Here is a 24,127-nt window from a genome sequence, read left to right as displayed (position 1 = left end):
GGTGGGAAGTGAAGTGAAAAAACAGGTAAAAGACTGGTTTATCACGCAAACGATTGCATGATTCTGAAAATTTATTGCCTTGTTTACAAGGCTAAAGTAGCTTTTTTTGTTTTGTTAATGCTATACTGTTGAGGTCTGGGCACAAAATTACGTTGGCAAAGCACAAATTCTTCAACTTGCACGCAAACGTTTGCGTTTATAAAAGGTTATGCTCACTTTTGAGCGGCATGCCAAAAGGCTTCACCTCCGTTCTAGCATTAGCTCCTTCTTTGAAGAGCCTTTGTTCTTTTTACTCTTTGCTATCTATGTCTTCCCGCCGTTTTTTCATAAAAGGAACCCTCACCGGACTGGCGCTGCTGGCCGTGCGACCCAAGGCGGCTGCGGCCAGCACCTACACCAACCCGGTGGTGGCCCGCAACTTCCCCGACCCGTTTGTGCTGCGCCACGGGGGCAAATACTACGCCTTTGGCACCACCGGCCAGGGCCGCACCGCCGATGGCCGGGTATTCGCGGTACTCACCTCAACCAATCTGGTCGACTGGCAGCCGGCCGGCGGGGCTCTCACGCCCCCGGCTGGTTCCGAGGGAGCCGATTTCTGGGCGCCCGAAGTGGTGCTGCACAAGGGCACGTTCTATATGTACTACTCGCGAGGCGGCGGAGCCATTGCGGCTACGGTGGGGCACCAACTGCACGTAGCCACCAGCTCGCGCCCCGAAGGGCCCTACACCGAAGTAGCGGCCCTGCCCGTGCCCGACAGCCAGTTCACCATCGATGCGCACCCCTTTCAGGACACGGACGGGCAATGGTACCTCTTCTACGCCCGCGACTTCACCGACACCGATAACGGCTACTACCCCGGCACCGGCCTGGTGGTGGACCGCCTCGTGAGCATGACCCAACTGGCCAACCAAGCCCGCACCGTGCTGCGCGCCCGGCACAAGTGGACGCTGTTCGAGGCCAACCGCCTGATGCCGCTTTACGGGAACCGCACCTTCGCCCAGTGGCACACCCTGGAAGGCCCGTTCGTGCGCCGCCACGCGGGCAAGTACTACTGCTTCTTCAGCGGCGCGAATTTCCTGACCGACCGCTACGGCGTGGATTACTGCACGGCCGAACGCATCATGGGCCCTTACGCCGATTCCGGTTCCAATGCGGGTGCGCGGGTGCTGCACTCGGTGCCGGGCCACGTGCGCGGCCCCGGCCACCACTCCCACGTGCTGGGCCCCGACGGCCGCACCGAGTACCTGGCCTACCACGCCTGGAACGAGGCCATGACCGAGCGTCGCCTCTGCATCGACCCCTTGGCCTGGACGGCGAAGGGACCCCGCTGCCTCGGGCCGACCTACACCCCGCAGCCTCTGCCCAAGTAGCCTTTTAAAAAGAATCTTTTTCTGCTCGAATCCTTACTGCTTATGAAAAAAACTGCCCTCTTCCTGCTGCTATCCCTGCTGGTGTCGCCTAGCGCATTTGCGCAAAAAACGAAGGTCAAAACCAAGGGTGCCAATGCGGTAGCCATGGCCGGCGACCCGCGCTGGCCCGTAGCCAAAGCCACGGCCTGGTACCAGGCCCACCTATGGATGTCGGGGGCTAACTTTACCCCCAGCACCGCCATCAACCAGCTGGAAATGTGGCAGGCGGCTACTTTCGACCCCACCACGATTGACCGGGAATTGGGCTACGCCGAGGGCATTGGTTTCAACACCATGCGGGTGTTTCTGCATAGCCTGGCTTGGCAGCAGGACCCGGCTGGCTTCAAGCAGCGGGTAGATACTTACCTGGGCCTGGCCGACAAGCACCACATCCAAACCATTCTGGTGTTTTTCGACGACTGCTGGAACAAGACCCCCCAGGTTGGCCCGCAGCCCGCCCCCAAAACCGGCATCCACAACTCGGGCTGGGTGCAAGACCCCGGCGACCCCGCCTCGCGCGATTCGGCCACCTTCGTTAAGCTCAAACCCTACGTAACCGATGTGCTGACGCACTTTGCGCACGACAAGCGTGTGCTGCTCTGGGACCTGTTCAACGAGCCCGGCAACTCGGGCAAGGAAGCCGCTTCGCTGCCGCTGGTGCGCAACACGTTCGCCTGGGCCGAAGCCGTTCGCCCCGACCAGCCCCTGAGCATGGGCATCTGGAACGGCGGGTTCGAAGCTCTGAACCGCTACCAGGCCCTGCATTCCGACATCATCACCTACCACAACTACGACGACGCGCCCACCCACCAGCGCCAAATCGAAATGCTGAAAACCCACGGCCGGCCCCTCATCTGCACCGAGTACATGGCCCGGCCCCGGAACAGCCGCTTCGCCACCATCATGCCCATGCTGAAAAAGCAGAACGTGGGCGCCATCAATTGGGGCTTGGTCGATGGCAAGACCAACACCAAATACCAGTGGGACGTACCCCTAGCCGACGGCAGCGACCCCATTGAGTGGTTCCACGAGGTATTCCGCCGCGACGGCACCCCGTACCGGCAGGACGAAGTCGAGCTGATTCGGAAAACCAACGGTAAATAGGCCGCTACGCTAGCAGCTTGCGCAATTGGGCGGCGGCCGTAGCCGGCTGCTCGCGCCAGTAGTCGGCCAACAGCGGGCCAATTTCCTGCTCGAAAATCAGGCGTAGCCACCCTGCAGCCTCGGCCGGACTGGCGGGCGGCTGGCAGAAGTAGCTGTGGCCAATTTCGAAATCCGGCCCCAGTTCCGGGTCGTCGGCAATGGTTTGATTGAGGGCCACCATGCGGGTGCATAGCTGCTCGATGAGCATCTCCGGGACTTGCCGCGCTGCCAGAAACTGCTGCAGCGGCGCCCCAAACTGCGGCTCTAGGGCCACAAAGGCGAAGGGGCGGCGCAAGGCGTAATCGAGCGGGCTCAGCGAGCGGTCGGCCAGGTTGAGGGTGCCGATGACATACAGGTTCTCGGGCACGAAGAAACGCGGGGCCTCGGCGGGGGCGTAGGGCAGGCGCAGGGCGTGGGCCGCGCCGCGCTTGTCGGCTTCGAGCAGCAGCAAAAGTTCACCGAAAATGCGCGGCACGTTGCCCCGGTTCACCTCATCAATCAGCAGGAAATAGGGCCGGCCGGGGTCGGCGGCCGCGCGCTGGCAAAGCAGTGGCAGCACGCCGGGCACTAGGTGGAAGCGCCCCTGCGCATCGGGCCGGAAGCCGAGCATGAAATCCTCGTAGCCGTAGCTGGGGTGGAACTGCACCAACTCAATGCGGCTTTCATCGCGTGCGCCCAGCAGTAGCCAGGCCAGCCGCCGTGCCAGAAACGTTTTGCCGGTACCGGGTGGCCCTTGCAGCAGCAGGTTGCGCCGGCGCTGCAGGCCAGCCAGGGCCGCATCCAAATCACCTTCGCTGATAAATAATTCAGACAACGCTTCGGCCCGTGAGTAAGCAGATGCAGGGGCTGAATAAGCCGCGTTGGGTTCGGCTGCGGTGCTGTATTTCGGCTGGATTTCGGCCACTGGCGGCAAGCCCGTGTATAAATCCTCCGCCTGTTGCTGGTCGGTTTCTTCGCCGTCGGTGGCCGAGCCGGGCGTGAGTACTGGCCGCCGGGTGCTGATGGTAAAATCGAGCTTTTCGAGCACCGCGTTGGTGGGGGCGCCGGCGGGGCGGGGCCAGCGGGCCTCGGGGTTGCCGGTGGCCAGGCGGTAGGCCCGCTCCGCCACGGCGCGCGGCGGGTAGCGCTTGCCCCGGTACACCAGCTCGTACACGGTGCCAAGCGGTAGGGGACGGCCTTCGCGCGCCAGCTGCTTCAGGGCGCGCAGCACGTGCTCGCGGGTGAGCAGGGCCGGGGCCGGAGTAGTAGCGGCAGAAGCAGATGAAGCAGCAGACATGGTGGGCAAGGTAGTGCCCGTATACCAAACGGCGGGCATAAAAAAAGTCTCCCAGGCTGGCCGGGAGACTTTTCAAATAAACAATAACGTCATCAAATGATAACGGCTAAAGGCAATTAGGGAGCAACCGTGAAGGTGCGGGTTACCGAGTTGAACGGGCCGGGAATCATGGTACCGCTGCCGTCAACCAGTTCCAGTTTTACGGTGTTTTCGCCAGCGGGCAGGCCTTCCATCATGTAGGGTAGCCATTTGTCGAGCATGAACTCGGTGCCGTTGATGGTGGCGCGGACGCGGTTGCCGCCGGCTTCCAGGGTGGTGTTCACCAGGTAGAAGTCGAGCATGATGCGGCGGGCATCGGCACCGGCGTAGGTGTCTTTCGGGCGGCTGTAGAACAGGTGCGGCGCCTTGGTGTCGATGGGCGCGGCGGTGATGGGGGCCGAACCTACCTTAATCACGCGCAGGTCGTAGGCACCGCGGTGCTTCAGGCTTTCGTGGTAGGAGCGCGACAGGAAGGAGAGCACTACGTGCTGGCCATCGGCCACGGGCTTGCTGAACTTGGTGTCGTAGTGCGCCGTGTAGGGCTCGTTGTCGATGATGTTGTGAATGTGCTGGCCCTTCATTGAGTTGGCCATCTGGGCCATATGGGGGCCGCCGCTCATCTTAGTGAGCTGGAAGTTGGTGATTTGGTAATCGAACGCGACTTCGCCGCTGGGCAGGGTAGCACCGGCAATGGGAGCGCGCATCTGCATCTGGGCTTCGGGAAATTTGGGCGAGTCGCTAAACGGAGTCAGACGAATACCGTTCGACTCCATGGCCTCGTTGCTGGCAACGGTAGTAGCCGCTGGGCTAGTAGTGCCGGCCGTGGCGCTAACTTCGGTGGCCTGCTTGCTCGATTCGCAGCTCGCCAAAGCGCCGAGGGTCAGGGTAGTGCTGCACAGCAGCCACAGAGAACGTTTCATATGTAGGGTTCAAAAAGAAAGAGAGAGTAGTATCTGGTTGGCCGGAGCACAACCAACCCCTGTACGTAGTGGGTACGGTGCGGGGTTTTGCTTAACTTGCGTCGTTGCCCACCTACGAGGTGTACCGGCCTCAAAGTAAATCTAAAAATCCTTATGCAAGACCAACTCCTTGACCAAATTCCCTCGCTCGACCTCGCCGACTTTCGTTCCGGCGACCCCGAGCGCAAAGCCCGCTTCGTGCAGCAGCTCGGCGAGGCTTACCAGAACATCGGCTTTGTGGCCTTGAAAAACCACGGCCTCAACGACGAGCAGACCAAACAATTGTACGCCGACGTGCAGGCATTCTTCCAGTTGCCCGACGATGCCAAGCAGCGCTACGAGAACCCGGAACTGGCCGGCCAGCGCGGCTACATCAGCAAAGGCAAGGAACACGCCAAGGGCCGCAACACCGGCGACCTGAAGGAGTTCTACCACGTGGGCCAGGAAGTAGAAACCGAGGACCCTATTAAGAACGAGTACCCCGCCAACATCTGGCCCGAGGAAGTGCCGAGCTTCCAGAAAAGCACCTTCACGGCCTACCGCACGCTCGAAAGCGCTGGCCAGGACGTGCTGCGCGCCATTGCGCTGTACCTGCACCTGCCCGAAAACTACTTCGACGACAAGGTGAAGCACGGCAACAGCATCCTGCGCCCCATCCACTACTTCCCCATCGAAGACCCGGACGCCGTACCATCCGACGCCGTACGCGCCGCCGAGCACGGCGACATCAACCTGATTACCCTGCTGATGGGTGCCAGCGCCGATGGCCTGCAGGTGAAGCGTCGCGACGGTAAATGGATTCCCATTACGGCCCTGCCCGACCAGATTGTGGTGAACGTGGGCGACATGCTCCAGCGTCTCACCAACGGTGTGCTGAAAAGCACCATCCACCGCGTGGTGAACCCGGCCCGCGAGAAGATGAACACCTCGCGCTTCAGCATCCCCTTCTTCATGCACCCGCGCTCGGAAATGAGCCTGGCTGCCCTGGAGCACTGCGTTACGCCCGAAAACCCCAAAAAGGAGGCCGACATCACGGCCGGCGAGTTCCTGAACGAGCGCCTGATTGAGCTGGGTTTGAAGAAGAAGTAAGGTCTCAGGAAGTCATTAAAAAATAGAACGTCATGCTGAGCGGAGTCGAAGCATCTCGCTTGTGTAACTAATTCAATCGATTGGGTTACTGCTGCACGCGAGATGCTTCGGCTGCGCCCAGCATGACGTTCTATTTATATGGTTGTTCCAACAATACCGCCAGATAATACCCCGCACCCCGCTGCTCCCGTTTCGCTCGCGCCGCCTCCCCGGCGCTCGGGCAAGCGGACGCGGCGGGTGCGGGGTATTATTTTTCTGAAGGACGTGGCCGGGCTGTCGCTCACGGCCTTTGGTGGGCCACAGGCGCACCTGGCCATGTTTTTCCGGCTGCTGGTGGAGAGGCGCCGCTACCTGAGCGCCGCCGAGCTGCTGGAACTGCAGGCGCTGTGCGCCCTGCTGCCGGGCCCTACTTCCACCCAAACCATTACCGTCATCGGCTTCCGGCTGGGCGGGCCCAACCTGGCCTACCTTACCCTATTGGTTTGGATAACGCCGGCGGTGGTGCTAATGACCCTGGCAGCCCTTACGCTCAACCACCTCGACCCGCAGCGCATGGCCGCGCTGGTGCAGTTCGTGCAGCCGGTGGCCGTGGGCTTTGTGGCGTTTTCGGCCTACAAGATTTCGGAAAAAGTTATTCACACCAAAACCTCGGTGGGGCTGCTGGTGGCCGCTGCCATGCTGGCCTATTTCTTCCAGCTGCCCTGGATGCTGCCACTGCTGCTGCTGGCCGGCGGGGCCGTGACAACCGTACGCTACCGTAAGCACGCCATCGTGCAGGAGAAAAAGCCGCTGCGCGTGGAGTGGGCCAACTTTTTCCTGTGGTTTGGCACGCTGGCCGGAGCAGCGGCGCTGGGCCATTTCACGCAGTGGCTGCCGGTGCGGCTGTTTGAGAATTTTTACCGCAACGGCTCGCTGGTGTTTGGCGGCGGGCAGGTGTTGGCCCCGCTGCTTTATGCCGAGTTCGTGGAGTTCAAGCACTACCTCACGGGGGCGGAGTTTCTGTCGGGCCTGGGGCTGGTGCAGGCCCTGCCGGGACCTAATTTCTCGGTTGCGGCCTACATCGGGGCGCTGGCTATGCGGCCAACCGGCAGTACCAGCATGCAGGTATTGGGGGCACTGGTAGGTGCGGCGGGCATCTTTCTGCCGGGCACCTTTCTCATTTTCTTCGTCATTCGCTTCTGGGACCGGCTGCGGCAGTACCGCGTGGTGCAGGCCTCGCTCGAAGGCATCAATGCGGTGAGCGCGGGGCTGGTGTGCGCGGCTACCTTCCTGCTCTACCACCCGCTGCCCGACCGGGAACTGGCGTTGCCTTTCCACCTCGGACCCATCGACTCGTTGCCGCTGAACCCGCTGCTGGTGGGGGCCACGTTTCTGCTGCTGCTCTGGGAAAAGGTGCCGAGCGTGGTGATTGTTCTGGCTGCGCTGCTGGCGGGGGCGGTTATCAAGGTGGGCTAAATCGGTCAGTCGACCAGTTTGACCTGTCGTTATGCGTGCCTTACATAGGAGCATTGCGCGGTGCGCATGACATAAGCCGGGGCGAACCAGAAGATAAATTGCGTGCTAACAATGGCCCTGAGTCCGCTGCCTGGCTCCTGCTCAACGATGTGCTCGGCTTGGTGAACGAGCGGGCAAAAGCAGGCCAGTACACCGGCGACGACGGCAAAACCGACGACGGCTCGTCCATTACCAATGTGTATGGCAAGAACAACGTCCGGCTGCTGAAAATCATGTTCAGTGGCAAGGAAGACCGACTGGTGCTGACGTTTTATCAGCCCTAGCCAGCTAGAAAAGGTAGCTCGTGATGCGGGAGCATCCGTGCTGGTACGCAGTTGGAAATACGCGGCACCCCGGATTGTACACCTGCAGTGCAGGGAGAACCTTTGTCTTTGTTCCAGACAGAGCTTTTTCTCCACCTTTACTGCACTGCATCATGCTTAACAACCGACTCGTTCCGCTGGCTTTGCTGGCCGTTTTAGCCGCCTCGCCAGCCGCCCACGCCCAGTTTGGCGCCCTCAAAAATATGAAGGACAAGCTGGTCAAAAAAGACGCCCCTACAGACGCCCCAGCTTCTGCAGGAACAGCTGCCGTCGCCGCCGGGCCAGTTTCCAAGGGCAGTGTTGTTCCTACCTGGACCATGAAGTTCAAACAAGCCATTGCCTGGCAAAAGCTGACCCCAGCGGGGGTATTCGTCGTTTCCTGCTCCGACGCGCTGTATGGCATCGACCCGCAAACCGGGGCCGAGAAGTGGAAGATTGTGGATTTCAATGGCCTGAAGCAGGAAAACTTCGACCTGATTCCGGGTTCGCCCTTTGTGGCGGTAGTCGACAAAGTGGGCGGCAAAGGCATGGGCAAGCTGGGTACCAAGTTCGTGATTCTGGACGCCTACACCGGCAAGGCCGTTGTCAACACCAAAGAGTTGGGCTTGCTCAATGCCAGCAAGCGGGCCTTTGTGCCCGAAACCGGGTCGTTCCTGCTTTTTGGGCAGGCGGAGGTCGGTGGAATGCTGATTGCCACCGACGCCAGCACCGGCGCCGAGAAGTGGCGGACGCCCATTGTGAGCAAGACCAAAGTGCCCGAAACGGCCATCTCGCAGCCGTACCTCGTGGATAGCAACAAAGCCTTTTTATGGGCTACCAACCTGGCCCTGTACAAGCTCGATGCGGCCTCGGGGCGCGTTATCTGGCGCACCGCCAGCCTTACTGCCGACGATGCTGCCAAGGTGGGCGCTGCCGTTGCCACGGCCGCCGCTGGCCCGGAAAGCGCCGGTTCGAAGCTGTTGGGGATGAGTCCGTTGGGCGGCTTCAAGGGCATGGGTTCCGCTTTTGGGGCCCTGAGCGGCACTGCGGCCCTCGATGCGGGTGCTTCGGCCCGCGCCACCTACTCTTCCATCAACTACCTGGAAGCACCGCAGAGCCCCGGCAAAATCTTCGTTTTCTCGAATGACTACCTCACGGCATTTGATATCGCCACGGGCAAGGAAATCTGGGAGCGGGAGCCGCTCAAGTCGCCCATTTCTAACATCATCTACAACGAGCGGGGCCTGATTGTGGCCACCTCGGAGTTCGATGACGATGCCAAGCGTAACGGCAAGCTCAAGGGCGGGCTTTCCCGTATCAACCTGTACAATTATGCTACCGGCGCCCGCACCTGGGGCAAAGACGGCGTTGAGACCGACGGCACGGTGGGCGCTTATTCTTTCGCTGGCAAAGACTTTATCGTGGCTACGGCCCGGGCCAGCGGCCGCAACCGCCTCGACATCATTGACCTCGACCGTGGCACTTCCAAACTGAAAAGGGCCCTGACCGTGGACGGCTCCATCAAGCGGGTAATGCTGGTGCCGCAGGGGCTGCTCTATGTAACCAACCAGGAGATGAACATCATGAACCTGGAAACCGGCAAGGACGACTGGGCCAAGAGCGTGAAGTTCAACAAGGAAAAAGGCATTGTAACTGCCCTAAAAGGCGACAAGTGCTACATTCTGTCCGACACCAAGCTGCTGGCGCTGGACTGCAAGACGGCTGAGTATAAGCTCGTGGCCGACAACATCCCGTTCCAAGGGAAGGAAACTCCTACCGACTTCGAACTGATGCCCGACGGCATCTTGCTGAAATCGTCGCAGAACCTGCAAATGCTGGACTGGAACGGCAAGCCGCAGTACAGCTACTTCACGCCGGCGCCCGGTCGCAGCATGGCCGGCAAAATCTTCTTCGGCACAATGGGCGTGCTCAACGCCGCCGCCGGGGCTGCTGCCGCCGCCAATGCTGCCGACGAGGGCTTCCGGGCCGGCGCGAGCGGCTACGGCACCGCTTCCTACAACGACCATATGACGCTTTCCGACCGCAGCAGCGACCTGGCCGCCGGCTTCGCGGGTGGCGTGGGCGAGTCCATCCGCCAAATGAACAAGCGCTTCAAGGCCACCAAGGACGGCACCAACCTCGTGACCATGCTCACCACCATCAAGGGCGACGAAGCCAGCGGCGTAGGCATCAAAATGGTGGACAAGCGCACCGGCAAGGAAGTCACCAACCTGGTGCTCGACAGCAAGAAGCCCGACTACATTCTGGATGATATTGGGCGCATGGTGTTCTTTAAAGTAGCCAGCGACGAACTCTATGGCTACCAGTTTTAGGCCGCTTGCCGAAGCCAGCCCCTGCAAACCTGTAGGGGTTGGCTCTGCAGCGCGCCTGTGTAAAGCCTCAGTGCAGTAAAAATAAAATGCTTACACGCTCCAAGGCAGCTTCATTCGACCTCTCACCTTTTCACCGAGCCGTTAAATACGCTTCCCGCGCCTCCTGCAGCTCGGCTACCAGCCCGGCGCGCTGGGCTAGCAAGGCCTGGCCCACGGCCGGCGCCCGGCGAAACAGGCGCGCCACCCGCAGCCGCCGCAGCCGTGCCGAAAGGGTGCTCCAGTAGCTTAGGGCGTAGAACCCGGTGAGGGGCAGGCTTAGTCCGTAGAGCAGTGTCAGGCGCCAGTCGTGGGTGAGCCAGTGGTGCACAGCGGCAATTTGTAGGGCGTAGGCCAGCGGGAAGGTAATCATGCCCACAACCAGCATGATGGGAGCCACAAATTCGGCCTCTTTGGTGGCGCGCTTGGCCACTGCCGAGGGCAGGATGTAGGGTAAATAGTTGTTCAGCACCCCATACAGCCACACCGGTGCGCCCAGCACCAGGTTCAGCAGGCCTGCCATTGAGCCGCGCCGCTGGTCGTCGAGGGCTTCGTCGCTGAGGCCGTGGCGGCGCAGCTCGGTCAGGTAGTTTTCGAGGCGGCCCTTGGCTTCGGCCAAACGCTCGGGAAACTCCTGTTCGGCCCAGAGCAGGGCCTGCAGCAGTGTGCGGGTGAGCTGAAAGTTGTCGTAGAGTGTGTTGGGGTCATCGTCGGGGTTGAGGTGGTCGCCGAACGTGCGCTCAATCTGCTGCACGAAAGCATCGTCGGCCGCGTCGCGGCTGATGACGAGGCGCCGCTCCAGGGCCACCCGAATGGCCTCGGTGAGCTGGTCGGCGGCTTCGTCGGGACTGCGGGCGTAGGCCGCGGCGTAGTCGGCCACGCGAATGGGTGGGGCCACATTCAGCAACACATCCGAGCGAAATTTGCTGGGGTCGAAGTAGTTGGTAGCCACCGGCACCACTTGCAGCCCCAGCTTAAAATCGTGGCGCGCTTCGGCTCCCAGCGCAATGCGGGCAGCTCCGGTTTTGAGCGGACGCAGGCGGCGCTCGCTCACACTGGTGCCCTCCGGGAAAATCATGATGGTGCCGCCTATGCCCAGGTAATCGTAGCAGCGGCCGAAGCTGGCCTCGTTCTGGGCAGTGCGCTCGGCGGGTGTGGCCAAGCCGCCCTTGCCTGTGTCCTGCGCCCGGTAAATGGGGATGGAGTTGCCCGACTCCATGATGGCCCGCAGCACGGGGTTCTGGAAAAACGTGCTTTTGGCCAGAAAGGCAATGGGCTGGCTGCGATTCACCGCGGCCAGCAGCGGGTCCATCAGGGTGTTGGGGTGGTTGCCGGCCAGCAGCAGCGGGCCGGGCAGGTGCATGCGCTCCGGGTGCCGCACTTCGATGCGGCGGAAAAACACACGCAACGCCACCTGCACCAGCGGCTTCATCACAGTATAAAAGAGCATGGGGCGTGATACGTAAGGGCCCGAAGATAGGGCGAACCAGCCGCCGCCGCACTGCCCCGAAAACACAACCGCCGCCCCCGGCAAAGGGGCGGCGGTTAATTGTAATGCGTGTTGAGCTTATTTCCTGCGCCTTGCAGCGGCCTTTTCCTTGGCTTTAGCTTTAGCTTCGGCGGCCTTTTCTTTGGCTTTGGCCTTTTTCTCGGCTTCGGCTTCCATTTTCTTGCGCTTACCGGGATGCAGGGCATCAAAAAGCTGAATCTTGGCGATGCTGTCGGCCGCTACAATGTCCGACCGCGAAGTGATGCGGCCTGACAGCGATACCAGGTCGCCTTCCATCATCTGGGCAGTGGTGCCGTCGGTGCCGGTTACCACGCCGGCGGGGGTGATGATGGTGCCGTTGACCAGTTTCTTGTCGGCCACCAGCGGGTTGCTGATGCCGAGTTCGGTGAGCACTACGCGGCCCTTTTGCATGGAAAGACCGTCCTTAATACCCTCTGCCTTTGCGACGGTCGTGCGGGGCTTGGGCATTACCCGACCCGGGCGTGGGGTTGGTGCAGGAGGTGCGGTTTGGGCCTGGGCGGCGAAGCTGCCGAGCAAAATGAAGAATAGCGAAGCGCGAAAAATCAGAGTAGCCTTCATGGAAAAGTTTAAAACAGAAATCGAAAATAACAGTACTATATACCTTTGAAGAGCAAGTTACGGCTTTTTTGCATATTGCTATTCACGTATCTAATCGTGGTAGTGCAAAATAAGGGCCACATTTTCCAGGATTTGAAATCAGCTTTTTCTGATTTAGTCCCGTTCAATTATGCTCTGCCACACAAAACCGTTACCCTGCTGCTGATGCCTTCGTACGTAAGCCAACCCGCTGCAGATTGGGGCGAAAGCGCGTAATTGGGGTATATCGGCATTAATATTCATAAATTTCTGCATCAAGTGGACTACAAAGACTATTACAAAGTGCTGGGCCTGGAGAAGAGTGCCACGCCCGAGCAAATCAAAAAAGCCTACCGCAAGCTGGCCCGCCAGCACCACCCCGATGTGAACCCCAACGACAAGGGTGCGGAGCAAAAGTTCAAAGAGATAAACGAGGCCAACGAAGTTCTGAGCGACCCCGCGAAGCGGAAGAAGTACGACCAGTTTGGGGCCGACTGGCAGCGCTACCAGCAGCAGCCCGGCGGTGCGGGGCGCGGCGGGCAGCCCGGCGGCGGCTTCGACTGGAGCCAGTACAGCCAGGGTAGCGGGGGCGGGGGCAGCCCGTTTGGCGAAGGCGAAGACTTTTCGGATTTCTTCGGCTCGCTGTTCGGCAACATGGGCGGTGGGGGTGGTGGGCGCACCAGCCGCCCCGGTGCGGGCCCCGACTACCAGGCCGAGCTTGAGCTGAGCCTCGAAGAAGCTTACCAGGGCGGCCCGCGCACCATTACCGTGAACGGCAAAAACCTGCGCCTGACCATTGCCCCGGGCGTGGCCGACGGCCAGAGCATTCGCCTGCGTGACCAGGGCGGCCCCGGCCGCAGCGGTGGCCCCAACGGCGCGCTGCTCATCACCTTCCGCATCCGGCCCGATGCCCGCTACGCCCGCACCGGCGACGACCTGACCCAGGACGTGCCCGTGAGCATCTACAAGGCCCTGCTCGGCGGCGAGCAAACAGTGGAGACCCTCAGTGGCCAAGTCAAAATCAAGCTCAAACCCGAAACTGCCAACGGCACCCGCCTGCGCCTGCGCGGCAAGGGTTTCCCGGTGTATAAAAAGGACGGCCAGTTTGGCGACCTCTACCTGCGCCTGAACCTGACGCTGCCCCAGCACCTCACCGAGCAGGAAAAAGAATTGATTCAGCAACTGGCTGCGCTGCGCTCCGCCGAGTAACAGCCCGAAGCCTAACCAGTAGTTCCTTTCGCTATGGAAATGCACGTTCTCACCCTAACGTTTCAGGAGTGCTCGGCCCGCTATGGGTTGGCGCCAGCTGCAGTACACGAGTTCCTGCAGGCCGGCCTGTTGCGCGCCGCGGCCACCCCCGATATGGTTATCATCGACGAGCCCGACGACTTACCGCGGCTGGCGCGCTTGCATCACGAGTTGGACCTGGCTCCCGAGGCACTGGACATTATTCTGGCCATGCGGCAGCGGCTGGTGCGGCTGCAGGCTGCCCTGGCCCACGAAACCGCACGCGCCCGCCAGCTGGAAAACTTCCTGCTGGGTGGAGCCGTGGAGGATTTTGGGTAGGGAAAGGAGTGTCATACAGGGTGCAGGATGACGCTGGTATTTGGAAAGACAAGGCGGGCCATGGCACCTGGCAAGATGCAAGCATAGACGGCCGGGTGCACCCGGCCCGAGCGGTTACAACGCAGGTTTTAGCAAGTGCATATTCCAAGAAACAAGCCCCACCCACAGCTCCCAATTTCGCGTTTCCTAAACTCGCCCGGCACTCCACTAGCTTGCGGGCCCCCTGGTGTCGGGCTTCCATTCGTGGTTCATTGAAAGGAGGGTTCGAATAGCCAACCGGTATTACGGTACTTTTGTGACCCTTGCTTCTTACAAGCGTTTTAGAAATATCGTCGGCCCGGCTGTACTATTCACCTTCTGCGCCTTGCGGCTTCCATTCTGCCTTCAACACGGACATCACGATTTTGTCGTGAAACACGCCTTGCCGACAAGCAGCCTGCCGTAGCCGCCCTTCCACAACAAAGCCGGCTCTCGTATAGGCTTTCAAACCGCCCGTATTCGATTCGGAAACCGTGAGCATAATCCGATTGAGTTGGTGGCTGGTGAAGGCGAGGTCGACGATTTGCTTCGTTACGGCCGTACCCACGCCCTTGCCCCACGATGCTTTCTCGCCGATAAAGATGAAGTATTCGCCCGATTGATTCGTTACTGAAATACCCGAGAGGCCGGCATAGCCAATCAACGCGTTGGTTTCCTCCAAGTAGATGCCCAGGTTCAGGGTGTTCGCCTGTTGTAAGGTGGCCGCATACCACTGGTCAATCTGCTCCGTGGTCTTCATGCTTTGGAAAACCGAAAGCGAATACTCGATGACTTCGGGGTCGCGGAGCCACGTGTAAAAGTGAGCAACGTGTTCTGGTTGCAAAGGCGCGAGCTTCACCATGGTCCTCTATCGTTTACGTGCCGCGGAGTAGGCCGACGCCAAAAGTAAGCATGGGGTAAACCCAAATTTGACTTTCGGACCAAAGAACCAATTTTATCGTGTGGCGGCCCTATCTGGCATTTACACTATCAAATTATTTGTCAAACGTTTAACCAATGCCAAGGGTGATGCGTGGGGGTAGCGGGCTACCCGCCCAATTGCCCTAACAACTGCCTCCAGCCAACAGCACATAGGAGGCAACGAATACATTCATGGGCCAAAGAATGAGCAAGACTAAAAGCGGATACCAAGTGCTTACCTTTTCTAAAAGTCCAGGAAAAAGGTCGTGGCTGTTGCAGAACTCTGTGCTTGGCGTCTGGCAGCTGTTGAACAAGCAAAATAGCAAACAGAAAGCCCGCCCTAAGCGCATTTCACATTACTGAGGGCTGACTATCCTCTCGGAGCGCCCGGCAGAGAGTTCTGCAACAGCCACGGTCCTTTTGATAAACTACGCCACCGCTAGTGCCAGCAGCAGCCCCGCCAGCGTGGCCGCCAGCTTGGGCCAGTTGAGCCGGTGCTCGGGGCTGGTTTCGAAGAGAATGGTGGTGGACACGTGCAGGAAATTGCCGGCCACCAGCCCCAATAGCGCCGCATACCAGCCACTGCTCAGCAGCTGCGACAGCACCACGTAGTTGCTGATGATGATGCCCAGCGGCGAGGCCAGGGCGAAAATCAGCAGGCCCGGCCACACTCGCCGGAAGCTGCCCAGCCGCAGCCGCAGCAGGGTGGCCAGGGCAAATGCCGCCGGCATGTGGTGCAGCGCGATGCCCACCACAAGGGCGTAGAAACTCTGGCTGACCTGCCCTACTTCCGGGCTGTGCACCAGAATGCTGCCTTCCAGAAACGAATGCACCACCAGCGCGGCCAGCAGCAGAAAAGGAACCCGGCTTATTCCCTCGTGGGGGCTATGCGCCGCTTCGTGGTGCACGTGCCCATGCTCTACGCCCTGCGAAAGCACCTCCAGCAGCAGCTGCCCGAAAAAGCCGGCCAGCACCCAGTAGCCCACGCGCGTGGAGTGGCCAGGCAGCAGCTGCAGCGCCTCGGGCAGAATGTGCGTAACGGTGAGCGTGAACAGGTACGCGCCGCTAAAGGCCAGCAGTGGCTTCAGCCATTGCCCGCCGCGGGCCACCGGTACCCAGGCGGCCGCCGCACCCGCACCCAACACCGTGAGCAGCAGCAGAAAAATAGCAAACCCCATACAGAACGAATGAGGAACGAGGAACGTGGACTGAGTACTAGGAAGTGGCCAGCGCGTGTGTCCATTTCCCGTTTACTAATTCCGCATTCCGCATTCTGAAATGACGCAAAGCGGCAGCTCTGCGACCGCCAACCGGCGGGCAAAGCTGCCACTTACGAGGAAAATAACCGAAATAAGGCGCCGCTTAGCGCTGAATCTGGTGGCCGTTTTCGGCAGTATCGGCCTGGGTCGATTTGCCGGCATCGTTGAGCTTGCCGCGCTTGCGCATGCCTTCCTCGGCATTGGCCGAGATGGCCGACTCGGCCGAAGGCACGTGCGCCGTGTTGGTGCCGTGCGCTTCCGCCTGGGCGGCCTGTATCAGGGGCGAGTTCACGTCTTCGATGGAGCCGTTGGGCACCGTGTGGCTGAAGTTTTCGGTATCGCGGGTGCCGGGGGCTACCAAGTCGGCCGATACTTTCTCGTCGGGGCGCCAGTCGGAGGGCTCGCTGCTGCAGGAAGTCAGGGCCAGTGCAGCGGCAGTAACGGCCAGCAACAGGGTGGAGGTCAATTTCATCGGGGTAAAATTAGCAGAGGTTAACGTTTAGGCGGTAGGCGCGCCGGCTTCGGCGGGCAGCAGGTTTTTGCGGCGCAGCATCGACTCGAACAGTTTGCGGTCGTTGTCGGCGTTGAAAATTTTGTACGGCAAATGTAAAAACACGGGCACATCGAACGTGCGGCCCAGCCACAGGCGCCAAGCGGCCATGCCCTCGGGCGGCGTGCCGGGCTTCAGGTAGAGTACGTAGGCATCGATGTCGCGGCGGGCGCGGCCAATCATATCCCAGTTCAGCTGCATGGCTTTGCCTTCCTTTTCGGGGCCCACGCGCAGCAGAATCTGCTTGTTGTCCATCTCGAACGCCATGCGCTCGAACAGCGGCTTGCTCTGCTCCATCTGCGTTACGCCCGTAACCTGCGCCGAGCGGAACAACACGAACAGAATGGTGAGCACCACGGCCAGCACCAGCCACCACCACGAATGCACGAAGATGGCCGGCAGCAGCCCCAGCGCAAACGGAATAAGCGCATACACCCAGTCTTTCTTCCAGACTTCGCCCATCACCATCTTGGTGTAAGCGTCGGTGGTGAGCTGCGATTTCTTGGTACGGATGGCCAGCGACGGCATCTGCTGGGCCTGGCGGAAGCCGCCACCGCCGCCGCGTTGGTTAGGTTGGTTCATGGGTTGGAATAATTGCGACGCGGAAACGTCATGCAGAGCGTAGCGAAGCATCTCGCGTGCAACAGTAAATCAATCGGTTGGGTTACTTGAGCAAGCGAGATGCTTCGCTGCGCTCTGCATGACGTTCTGTTAATAGGCTTTCAAACTCAAATCGAGGCTTTTGACGGAGTGGGTGAGGGCCCCCACCGAGATGTAGTCGACGCCGGTGCGAGCCACTTCGCCGATAGTTTGCTCGGTGATGCCGCCGCTGGCTTCGGTGGGGAAGCGGCCGGCAACCAGGGCCACCGCCTCGCGGAGCTGCTCGGGGGGCATGTTGTCGAGCATAATGCGGTCGATGCCGCCGGCATCGAGGGCCTGCTGCACTTCAGCCAGCGAGCGGGTTTCAATTTCGATGGGCAACTGCAGGCCTTTTTCCTGCAGGTAGGCGTGCGTGGCGGCAATGGCCGCCCCAATGCTGCCGGCGTAGTCAACGTGGTTATCCTTCAGAATAATCATGTCGAACAGCCCATAGCGGTGGTTTACGCCGCCGCCGATGAGCACGGCCCACTTCTCGCAGAGGCGGAAATTAGGCGTGGTTTTGCGGGTGTCGAGCAGCTTGGCGTTGGTGCCAGCCAGCAGCGTGTTCAGGTGCGCGGTGTAGGTAGCAATGCCACTCATGCGCTGCATGCAGTTGAGCACCAGGCGCTCGGCCGTGAGAATGCTGCGGGCGGGGCCCTCCACGGTGAAGGCAATGTCGCCGTGTTTCACGCGGCTGCCGTCGGGCAGTAACGGCGTCATAGCTAGGGCGGCGTCGACTTCGGCGAAGATGAGCGGGGCCAGGGCCATGCCAGCCAGTACGCCATCGCCTTTCACCAGCAGGTGGGCGCGGTTGCGGGCATCGGCCGGAATGGCGGCCAGGGCCGAATGGTCGCCGTCGCCAATGTCCTCGGCCAGAGCCGTGCGGATGAAGGTCGTCAGCGCCTCAGGCGTGAGATAAGGGGCGGGAGGGGTTTGCACGGCGCAAAGGTACGGCCCCTGCGGCGGCGGCGAAAGCCGGGCAGCAGGGGCCGTTGGAGTTGGTTGAAAAGAAAGAGGTAGGAAAAGAAAAAAGAACCTCAGGTAGCAGCCTCCGTCATGCAGAGCGCAGCGAAGCATCTCGCATGTGGTAGTGACTCAATCGTTCACATAGGCGTGCAAGATGCTTCGCTGCCCTCTGCATGACGTTCTGTTATCGAGGTTCTGCTGCTACCAAATCACCACGCGCGTCGAATCGGGGCGGTACAGCTTCTGGCCGGGCTTGATGCCGAAGGCTTCGTAGAAAGCCGGCACGTCGGCCATCGGCCCGTTCACGCGGTACTGCGCGGGCGAGTGCACGTCGGTGAGCAGCCGCGAAGCCAGACTTTCGTCGCGCTGGTGGCTCTGCCAGCCCAGGGCGTAGCCCAGGAAATAGCGCTGCACGGGCGTAAGGCCGTTGACTTTCTTGCCTTCCTTGTACTGCTTGGTTTTCTTGAACGCATCGAGGCCAATGACGATGCCGCCGAGGTCGGCAATGTTTTCGCCGGCGGTAGCCTTGCCGTTGATGTGCATGGAATCGAGCAGGGTGTAGCCGTTGAACTGCTTCACGATGCCGTTCACGCGCGCGTTGAAGCGCTTGCGGTCTTCCTTGCTCCACCACTCGTGCAGGTTGCCGTGGGCGTCGTACTGGCTGCCCTGGTCGTCGAAGCCGTGGGTGAGTTCGTGGCCGATGGTGCTGGCCCCCGTGTAGCCGTACACCATGGCGTCGTCGGCGTCGGCGTCGAGCAGCCCGGGGATGGCAAACTGCGCGGCGGGCAGCACAATCTCATTGTTGCTGGGATTGTAGTAGGCGTTGTAGGTCTGTGGCGTCATGTCCCACTCGGTGCGGTCCACGGGCTTACCCAGCTTGTTGAGCTGGTACTGGTATTGCCACTGGTTGGCGCGCATCACGTTTTCGGCCAGCGAGCTGCGGTCAATTTTCAGGTTCGAGTAGTCCTTCCACTTGTCGGGGTAGCCCACCTTGGGCGTGATTTTGTGGAGCTTGTCCAGGGCCACCACTTTGGTGGGCGCGCTCATCCAATCTACTTTCTGAATGTGCTCGGCGAAGGCCGTCACCATGTTTTTTACCAGGGTATCGTAGCGGGCCTTGGCTTCAGGCTTGAAGTATTCCTTCACAAAAAGCTGGCCCAGGGCATCGCCGAGGGCATCTTCCTGCATATCCAGCACGCGCTTCCAACGCGGCCGCAGGGCTTTGGCGCCGTTCAGTACCGTGCCGTAGAAGTGGAAGCTCTCGTTCACAAAGCCGCTGCTGAGCGTGGGCGCAAACGTGCGCGCCACCTGCCAGCTCAAGTATGCTTTCCAGTCGTCCAGCGGCGCGGTTTTCAGCAGCTTGCCAGCGGTTTGGTAAAATTCCGGCTGGCCCACGATGACGGTGTCGGCATTGGGCACGCCCATTTGGGCAAACCAGGCTTTCCAATCGGTGCCCGGCGTGAGCTGATTGAGCTTCGCGATACTCATTTTGTTGTAGTTGGCATACGGGTCGCGCAGGGCTTCGAGCTTGCGCGACGACTTGGCCAGGGTGGTTTCCAGGGCCATCACACGAGTGGCATTGGCCACGGCGGTGGCGGCGTCCTGGCCCAGCAGCTTGAACGTATTGGTCACGTGCTTGAGGTACTCGGCCCGAATGTTCTTCGTGCGGGTGTCCGTGTTGAAGTAGTAGTCGCGGTTGGGCAGGCCCAGGCCCGACTGGTACAGCGAGAGCACCATCTTGTCGCTGTTCTTATCGTCTTGGCCCACGCGCGGGCCGATGAGGGCGCGCACGCCCAGCGGAATTTCGTGGGCGATGACGCCCGGCACTTCGGCCACGGTTTTCATGGCCGCGATGCGGTCCAGCTCGGCCTTGAGCGGGGCGGCGCCCAGCCGGTCGGCCTTCACCGAATCCATGCCCACAGCCCAGAAATCGCCGATTTTCTGCTGGTTGCTGCCGGCAGTGGCCTTGGCATCAGCTGCTTCGATGCTGGTTTGGCGCAGGCGGCCGTAAATCTCGTCCTGGACCTTTTTGCCGATGCCCATGCTGCTTTCGGAGGCCGGAATGGGGTTGTTCTTAATCCAGGTGCCGTTGGCGTAGGAGAAAAAGTCGTCGCCGGGCGCTACCGTGGTATCGAGGGCGGCGTGCAGAATATCGGGCTTGCCATCGGCCGAGCCGGCGGTTTTCAGGGAATTGGAAGGGCAGCCGGCGAGGGCCGCGCCCAGCACGGGCAGTAAGAGGAAGTATTTTTTCATGCCTTGAACGAGGAGGGAATAACTAGCGGGCGAATGTCGGCCTTTGGTGCCCGGTATAGACCAGTAGCTGCGAAAATGGTTGCCCGGCCGTGGTGCCAGTATTTGTATAAACGGCTACAAGTCCAAGACGATGTCTTTCTCCTGTGCTGAAGCAGCTATTCGCTGTACTTGAAGATGATGTGGATAATGTGGTTAAAAAATTGACTTATTCATAAATAAGTATTATATTTAGTTTTTAGTCTATTAGGCAAGCTTCCGGCCGATGGCCTGGTATCGAGGGACTTGCTGCGATGGGTGTTTCTCACTTTCCAGCCTGTATCATGGAAAAGTCTGCGCCGTCAATGCTCAAAGGGAAAGTAACGCGACCCGCTATCATCGAGATGGGTGTGGCCGATGCTGCGCAACTCGCCAAAACCAAAACGTTCTACGAAGCACTGCTGGGCGAAACGAAGTACCCGTACCGGCTATTGACCGATATGGCGCTGCTGTGCGTGGTAACCAGCGATGGCAGCACGCAAACAACTATTTATTGGGAGGTGCCAGGCGATGGCACTGACTTGAAGAAGGTGTACGACGACCTGATTAAGAACCATGGCTGCGAAGGAGTGCATCCACCCCATAAGCCACCCAAGGAAATGCTGTTGAAGGGCGACCTGGAATTGGCTACGCTGGCTGATGCCGCGGGAAACGTGCTGGGGCTAGTGACGAACCCGCCGTATCCGCCATTAACTTGAAATGAATTGATGATTGGTAGCCAATCCGATAGATACATTACACCGCTTTTTTGACATTCTGGCTAATGAGCAAGCACACACATTCTCTACATACCCAAGACTGGATAAACGGTCAGGTTGCATCGATTGGCTACCGATATTCCATTTGGCAGGAGTTTGAAAAAAGAGTTCAAGACGAATCCCGCCTTAGAGGTTTTAACGTGCCAAAAGTTGTGCACAGGCATCCTTATTCGTTTCAGGATACAAAGAATCCAGATAAAGAAGAGCTAATCCTGTGGCAGCCAAATAAAAAATGTCTAACCCAGACGAAGCCCGGGATACCATTAAAAATCGAATACAAATACACGGACAGAACTAAGCTTGATGATTTCAATCAGTATTACGATGTTCTCACTGGTCCAGGTAAGCATCATAAAGCTGAAGATTCGGAGGAAACCTTTTACGGCAATTACGATGAATTTGAGACATATCGGGCTGTCTATCGGCTGGAGGAGGCACTTGCCCCAGGCGATTATGAGGGCATCATCACCAATCCACCCTATCCCGCTATTTTCGGTCACAACACAACTCTCAGATATCTCCGTTCTGCGCTAGTGGCGGTAGCCAGCTTGGCGCTAATACCTCTTGCAATGGCTTTCGGCGAACTGCTACGTCGACAGCGCTGATGGCTTAGCTCGTGCGGCCGAGCTTTCCTAGCTTCTGTTGCTCATGAAACGCTGGTTCTTTCTGCTGCTGCTGAGCAGCCTGTGGCCCATTCGGCCGCTGCCCGCCCAAAACCGTGAAGCTGACAGCCTGCGCCGCCTGCTGGCCGCCGAAACGCGTCCGGACACTACCCGGGCCCGCCGCCTGCGCGCCTTGAGTGTCGCCCTGCTGCTGACTGATGCCGCACAGTCGACTGCCGCGTTGGAGCAGGCATTGGCGCTGAGTCGCCGGTTGCGCGACTCGGTCGGGCTCGGCCCGGAGCTGCTGGGGCTGGGCACGCGCTACCGTCGGCAGGCCGACTATGCCCGGGCCCGGGCCAGCACCCGAGAAGCCCAGGCATTGTTCACGCGCCGCCACGACACGCTGGGACTGGCCAATGTATTCATGCAGTGGAGCTTGATTGAGAACGAGCAGGAAAATCCAGCAGCCTCGCTGCGGGCCGCCTTACAGGGCCTGCCATACGCCGAAGCTTCGCACAACTTGATAGCCGTCAACCGCCTGCGCGTGTCAATGGCCAATGTGTATGTGCAATTGCACAACTATCGGGACGTGCTGCTGGTGCTCCAGCCGATTTTCCGGAACCCGGCGGCCCTCGCCGACGAGCAGATGGTGGCCTCGGCCCTGACGCTGATGGGCAACGCTTACCAGCAACTGCACGACCGGGCCAAAGCCATGCGCTACTTCCAGCGCTCGGCTCGCCTGAACCGCAAGCTGGGCGACTCACTCAGCGTAATCATTGACGAAATCAGTATGTCGGCGCTTTATGCCGAGCAGGGGCGACTGGCACCCGCCATGCGCCATGCTGCGTTGGCCCGCGCCGTGGCCTATGCTACCCATGATGTATACAATGAAGCGCCGGCTGCACTGGCTGTAGCGCGGGTGTATCTGCTACAAGGCCAAGTTGATAGTGCCTTGGCGCTGGCTCAGAATGCCTATGCTCTTAGCCTGCCCACTCGCAGCAACGAAAGCCTGCGCAGGGCTTGTGACCTCTTGGCCCGGGCTTACGCCCAGCAAGGCAACTTCGCCCAGGCTTACCGCTATCAGGGGTTGTGGGCGGCATATGAGGATTCTGTTTCGGGCGTGCTCACGCAGCAGCGCAGCAGTGCCTTGCGCTACGGGTATGAACTGGCCCATAAGCAGGACCAGATTATTTTGCTTAATCAGCGCCAGCAGCTGCAGGCGCAGCGGGCTTTCCGGCAACACCGGGAAATGCTGGGCCTGCTGGCGGGCCTCGGCGGAATGCTGCTGCTGCTGGCCCTGCTGGCCCGCAACATCTTCCTGAAACAGCGCGCCAATCGCACCCTCAACGAGAAAAACGAGGAAATTGGCCACCAACGCGACCGTCTCGACCAAACCCTGACCAAGCTTAAAGCCACCCAAACCCAGTTGGTGCAAAGCGAAAAGATGGTGGCCCTGGCGGCGCTTACTTCCGGGGTGGCCCACGAAATGCAGAACCCGCTCAATTTTGTAAACAACTTTGCCGAGGTGAGCCTGGAACTGGTAAATGAGCTGGAAGAGGAGCACCAGCAGCCCGCTCCCGATGCGGGCCTGACCACCGAATTGTTGGCCGACCTCAAGCAGAATTTACTTAAAATAAACCAGCACGGCGGCCGCGCGGCGGGTATTGTGAAGGGTATGCTGGAGCACGCCCACGCCGACCCGGGCCAGTGCCAGCCCGTCAACATCAACAACATGGCGCAGGAATACCTGCGGCTGGCCTACCACGCCCTGCAAACCAAGCATCAGAATTTCGAGGTGGCCCGCCGCTTCGACCTCGACCCCGCACTGGGGCCGCTGCAGGTGGTGCCGCAGGAGCTGGGCCGGGTGCTGCTCAACCTGTTCGCCAACGCCTTTTATGCGGTGCACGAGAAGGCCGCCCTGCTGGGGCCCGACTACGTTCCTTCGGTTCGGGTACGCACCCGGCGCATCAGCGGAGCGGTGGAGCTGCACGTGCGCGACAACGGCTCCGGCATCCCGCCCGGCGTAATGGACAAGATTTTTGACCCCTTCTTCACCACCAAGCCGCCCGGCGAAGGCACCGGCCTGGGCCTGTGGCTCACCTACGACATCGTGACCAAAGGCTACGGCGGCTCCCTCACGGCCCGCTCCGAAGTGGGGGCCTTCACCGAGTTCATCGTGACGCTGCCGCAGGACCAATGCGTGCCGGTAGCGGCACCAGAGTTGGCCGAAGCAGCGGGGGAGTAGGAGGATTAGGGTTGGGTCGGGACTGTCATGCTGAACGCAGTGAAGCACCTTATAACATCAGAACAAATTGTTCGAACGTGATAAGGTGCTTCACTGCGTTCAGCATGACAGTCCCGACGATAACAGT

Annotated in this window: 21 protein-coding genes; 11 read left to right on the top strand and 10 right to left on the bottom strand. The window is 60.1% G+C overall.

The window, feature by feature from the left end:
* The first annotated feature begins 305 nt into the window (after positions 1-305).
* Complete coding sequence (locus ABD837_RS11220) at positions 306-1,370, top strand: glycoside hydrolase family 43 protein (RefSeq protein ID WP_345054216.1); 1,065 nt, start codon at positions 306-308, stop codon at positions 1,368-1,370.
* Between the two features lie 42 nt (positions 1,371-1,412).
* Positions 1,413-2,513: a cellulase family glycosylhydrolase gene (locus ABD837_RS11215; RefSeq protein ID WP_345054213.1), complete on the top strand. Its 1,101-nt coding sequence runs from the start codon at positions 1,413-1,415 to the stop codon at positions 2,511-2,513.
* 4 nt (positions 2,514-2,517) lie between these two features.
* On the opposite strand, the gene ABD837_RS11210 is transcribed toward ABD837_RS11215, so the two are convergent.
* A complete protein-coding gene (locus ABD837_RS11210; RefSeq protein ID WP_345054211.1) occupies positions 2,518-3,828 on the bottom strand; it encodes an AAA family ATPase in 1,311 nt (436 codons plus the stop codon).
* Between the two features lie 116 nt (positions 3,829-3,944).
* The gene (locus tag ABD837_RS11205) at positions 3,945-4,787 is read right to left on the bottom strand and encodes a hypothetical protein (protein WP_345054208.1); all 843 of its coding nucleotides are present in this window, start codon (positions 4,785-4,787) and stop codon (positions 3,945-3,947) included.
* A gap of 153 nt (positions 4,788-4,940) precedes the next feature.
* On the opposite strand from ABD837_RS11205, the gene ABD837_RS11200 reads away from it, so the two are divergent.
* From ABD837_RS11200 to ABD837_RS11185, 4 genes are all read left to right on the top strand, one after another.
* Positions 4,941-5,915 carry an isopenicillin N synthase family dioxygenase gene (locus tag ABD837_RS11200; protein WP_345054205.1) on the top strand — a complete coding sequence of 325 codons (975 nt, stop codon included), beginning with the start codon at positions 4,941-4,943 and terminating at the stop codon, positions 5,913-5,915.
* A gap of 138 nt (positions 5,916-6,053) precedes the next feature.
* The gene (chrA, locus tag ABD837_RS11195) at positions 6,054-7,370 is read left to right on the top strand and encodes a chromate efflux transporter (RefSeq protein ID WP_345054203.1); all 1,317 of its coding nucleotides are present in this window, start codon (positions 6,054-6,056) and stop codon (positions 7,368-7,370) included.
* A 98-nt stretch (positions 7,371-7,468) separates the two neighbouring features.
* Positions 7,469-7,693, top strand: a complete 225-nt coding sequence (locus ABD837_RS11190; protein ID WP_345054200.1) for a hypothetical protein — start codon at positions 7,469-7,471, stop codon at positions 7,691-7,693.
* A gap of 152 nt (positions 7,694-7,845) precedes the next feature.
* Positions 7,846-10,044, top strand: coding sequence for an outer membrane protein assembly factor BamB family protein (locus ABD837_RS11185; protein ID WP_345054198.1), 2,199 nt, complete (start codon positions 7,846-7,848; stop codon positions 10,042-10,044).
* Between the two features lie 130 nt (positions 10,045-10,174).
* Here ABD837_RS11185 and ABD837_RS11180 read toward each other — a convergent pair whose 3' ends face one another.
* Together ABD837_RS11180 and ABD837_RS11175 are read right to left on the bottom strand one after the other, a co-directional pair.
* A complete protein-coding gene (locus ABD837_RS11180; RefSeq protein WP_345054196.1) occupies positions 10,175-11,530 on the bottom strand; it encodes a lysophospholipid acyltransferase family protein in 1,356 nt (451 codons plus the stop codon).
* Between the two features lie 117 nt (positions 11,531-11,647).
* The gene (locus ABD837_RS11175) at positions 11,648-12,169 is read right to left on the bottom strand and encodes a DUF6799 domain-containing protein (protein ID WP_345054194.1); all 522 of its coding nucleotides are present in this window, start codon (positions 12,167-12,169) and stop codon (positions 11,648-11,650) included.
* A gap of 297 nt (positions 12,170-12,466) precedes the next feature.
* Between ABD837_RS11175 and ABD837_RS11170 the strand changes: the two genes are divergently transcribed.
* A complete protein-coding gene (locus tag ABD837_RS11170) occupies positions 12,467-13,396 on the top strand; it encodes a DnaJ C-terminal domain-containing protein (protein ID WP_345054192.1) in 930 nt (309 codons plus the stop codon).
* Between the two features lie 33 nt (positions 13,397-13,429).
* Positions 13,430-13,753 carry a chaperone modulator CbpM gene (locus ABD837_RS11165; protein WP_345054189.1) on the top strand — a complete coding sequence of 108 codons (324 nt, stop codon included), beginning with the start codon at positions 13,430-13,432 and terminating at the stop codon, positions 13,751-13,753.
* A gap of 346 nt (positions 13,754-14,099) precedes the next feature.
* Here the strand turns inward: ABD837_RS11165 and ABD837_RS11160 are convergent, their stop codons facing one another.
* The 6 genes from ABD837_RS11160 to ABD837_RS11135 all read right to left on the bottom strand — a co-directional run bounded on the left by ABD837_RS11160 (position 14,100) and on the right by ABD837_RS11135 (position 20,359).
* On the bottom strand, positions 14,100-14,633 hold the full coding sequence (locus ABD837_RS11160; protein WP_345054187.1) for a GNAT family N-acetyltransferase: 534 nt from the start codon (positions 14,631-14,633) through the stop codon (positions 14,100-14,102).
* A 487-nt stretch (positions 14,634-15,120) separates the two neighbouring features.
* The gene (locus ABD837_RS11155; protein WP_345054184.1) at positions 15,121-15,870 is read right to left on the bottom strand and encodes a ZIP family metal transporter; all 750 of its coding nucleotides are present in this window, start codon (positions 15,868-15,870) and stop codon (positions 15,121-15,123) included.
* Positions 15,871-16,054: 184 nt separating this feature from the next.
* The gene (locus ABD837_RS11150; RefSeq protein ID WP_345054182.1) at positions 16,055-16,423 is read right to left on the bottom strand and encodes a hypothetical protein; all 369 of its coding nucleotides are present in this window, start codon (positions 16,421-16,423) and stop codon (positions 16,055-16,057) included.
* A 27-nt stretch (positions 16,424-16,450) separates the two neighbouring features.
* Entirely contained in the window at positions 16,451-17,083 is a 633-nt protein-coding gene (locus tag ABD837_RS11145; protein WP_345054179.1) for a hypothetical protein, read from the bottom strand.
* Between the two features lie 129 nt (positions 17,084-17,212).
* Positions 17,213-18,079 (bottom strand): carboxylating nicotinate-nucleotide diphosphorylase, encoded by an 867-nt coding sequence (nadC, locus tag ABD837_RS11140; RefSeq protein WP_345054177.1) that lies wholly within the window; start codon positions 18,077-18,079, stop codon positions 17,213-17,215.
* A gap of 228 nt (positions 18,080-18,307) precedes the next feature.
* A complete protein-coding gene (locus ABD837_RS11135; protein WP_345054174.1) occupies positions 18,308-20,359 on the bottom strand; it encodes a M13 family metallopeptidase in 2,052 nt (683 codons plus the stop codon).
* Positions 20,360-20,679: 320 nt separating this feature from the next.
* On the opposite strand from ABD837_RS11135, the gene ABD837_RS11130 reads away from it, so the two are divergent.
* The 3 genes from ABD837_RS11130 to ABD837_RS11120 all read left to right on the top strand — a co-directional run bounded on the left by ABD837_RS11130 (position 20,680) and on the right by ABD837_RS11120 (position 24,000).
* Positions 20,680-21,093, top strand: a complete 414-nt coding sequence (locus tag ABD837_RS11130; protein WP_345054171.1) for a VOC family protein — start codon at positions 20,680-20,682, stop codon at positions 21,091-21,093.
* Positions 21,094-21,158: 65 nt separating this feature from the next.
* Positions 21,159-21,758, top strand: coding sequence for a hypothetical protein (locus ABD837_RS11125; RefSeq protein WP_345054168.1), 600 nt, complete (start codon positions 21,159-21,161; stop codon positions 21,756-21,758).
* Between the two features lie 43 nt (positions 21,759-21,801).
* On the top strand, positions 21,802-24,000 hold the full coding sequence (locus ABD837_RS11120) for an ATP-binding protein (RefSeq protein WP_345054166.1): 2,199 nt from the start codon (positions 21,802-21,804) through the stop codon (positions 23,998-24,000).
* Positions 24,001-24,127: the final 127 nt, after the last annotated feature.

The sequence above is a fragment of the Hymenobacter glaciei genome (assembly GCF_039539585.1).
Taxonomy (GTDB): Bacteria; Bacteroidota; Bacteroidia; order Cytophagales; family Hymenobacteraceae; genus Hymenobacter; species Hymenobacter glaciei.
This window is presented reverse-complemented; position numbering and strand designations above follow the sequence as displayed.

What these genes read in the sequence shown, in the direction of transcription:
- ABD837_RS11220 (WP_345054216.1), top strand. Translation starts at nt 306, where the DNA reads ATGTCTTCCCGCCGTTTTTTCATAAAAGGAACCCTCACCGGACTGGCG.
- ABD837_RS11215 (WP_345054213.1), top strand. Translation starts at nt 1,413, where the DNA reads ATGAAAAAAACTGCCCTCTTCCTGCTGCTATCCCTGCTGGTGTCGCCT.
- ABD837_RS11210 (WP_345054211.1), bottom strand. Translation starts at nt 3,828, where the DNA reads ATGTCTGCTGCTTCATCTGCTTCTGCCGCTACTACTCCGGCCCCGGCC.
- ABD837_RS11205 (WP_345054208.1), bottom strand. Translation starts at nt 4,787, where the DNA reads ATGAAACGTTCTCTGTGGCTGCTGTGCAGCACTACCCTGACCCTCGGC.
- ABD837_RS11200 (WP_345054205.1), top strand. Translation starts at nt 4,941, where the DNA reads ATGCAAGACCAACTCCTTGACCAAATTCCCTCGCTCGACCTCGCCGAC.
- chrA (WP_345054203.1), top strand. Translation starts at nt 6,054, where the DNA reads ATGGTTGTTCCAACAATACCGCCAGATAATACCCCGCACCCCGCTGCT.
- ABD837_RS11185 (WP_345054198.1), top strand. Translation starts at nt 7,846, where the DNA reads ATGCTTAACAACCGACTCGTTCCGCTGGCTTTGCTGGCCGTTTTAGCC.
- ABD837_RS11180 (WP_345054196.1), bottom strand. Translation starts at nt 11,530, where the DNA reads ATGCTCTTTTATACTGTGATGAAGCCGCTGGTGCAGGTGGCGTTGCGT.
- ABD837_RS11175 (WP_345054194.1), bottom strand. Translation starts at nt 12,169, where the DNA reads ATGAAGGCTACTCTGATTTTTCGCGCTTCGCTATTCTTCATTTTGCTC.
- ABD837_RS11165 (WP_345054189.1), top strand. Translation starts at nt 13,430, where the DNA reads ATGGAAATGCACGTTCTCACCCTAACGTTTCAGGAGTGCTCGGCCCGC.
- ABD837_RS11160 (WP_345054187.1), bottom strand. Translation starts at nt 14,633, where the DNA reads ATGGTGAAGCTCGCGCCTTTGCAACCAGAACACGTTGCTCACTTTTAC.
- ABD837_RS11155 (WP_345054184.1), bottom strand. Translation starts at nt 15,870, where the DNA reads ATGGGGTTTGCTATTTTTCTGCTGCTGCTCACGGTGTTGGGTGCGGGT.
- ABD837_RS11150 (WP_345054182.1), bottom strand. Translation starts at nt 16,423, where the DNA reads ATGAAATTGACCTCCACCCTGTTGCTGGCCGTTACTGCCGCTGCACTG.
- ABD837_RS11145 (WP_345054179.1), bottom strand. Translation starts at nt 17,083, where the DNA reads ATGAACCAACCTAACCAACGCGGCGGCGGTGGCGGCTTCCGCCAGGCC.
- ABD837_RS11135 (WP_345054174.1), bottom strand. Translation starts at nt 20,359, where the DNA reads ATGAAAAAATACTTCCTCTTACTGCCCGTGCTGGGCGCGGCCCTCGCC.
- ABD837_RS11130 (WP_345054171.1), top strand. Translation starts at nt 20,680, where the DNA reads ATGGAAAAGTCTGCGCCGTCAATGCTCAAAGGGAAAGTAACGCGACCC.
- ABD837_RS11125 (WP_345054168.1), top strand. Translation starts at nt 21,159, where the DNA reads ATGAGCAAGCACACACATTCTCTACATACCCAAGACTGGATAAACGGT.
- ABD837_RS11120 (WP_345054166.1), top strand. Translation starts at nt 21,802, where the DNA reads ATGAAACGCTGGTTCTTTCTGCTGCTGCTGAGCAGCCTGTGGCCCATT.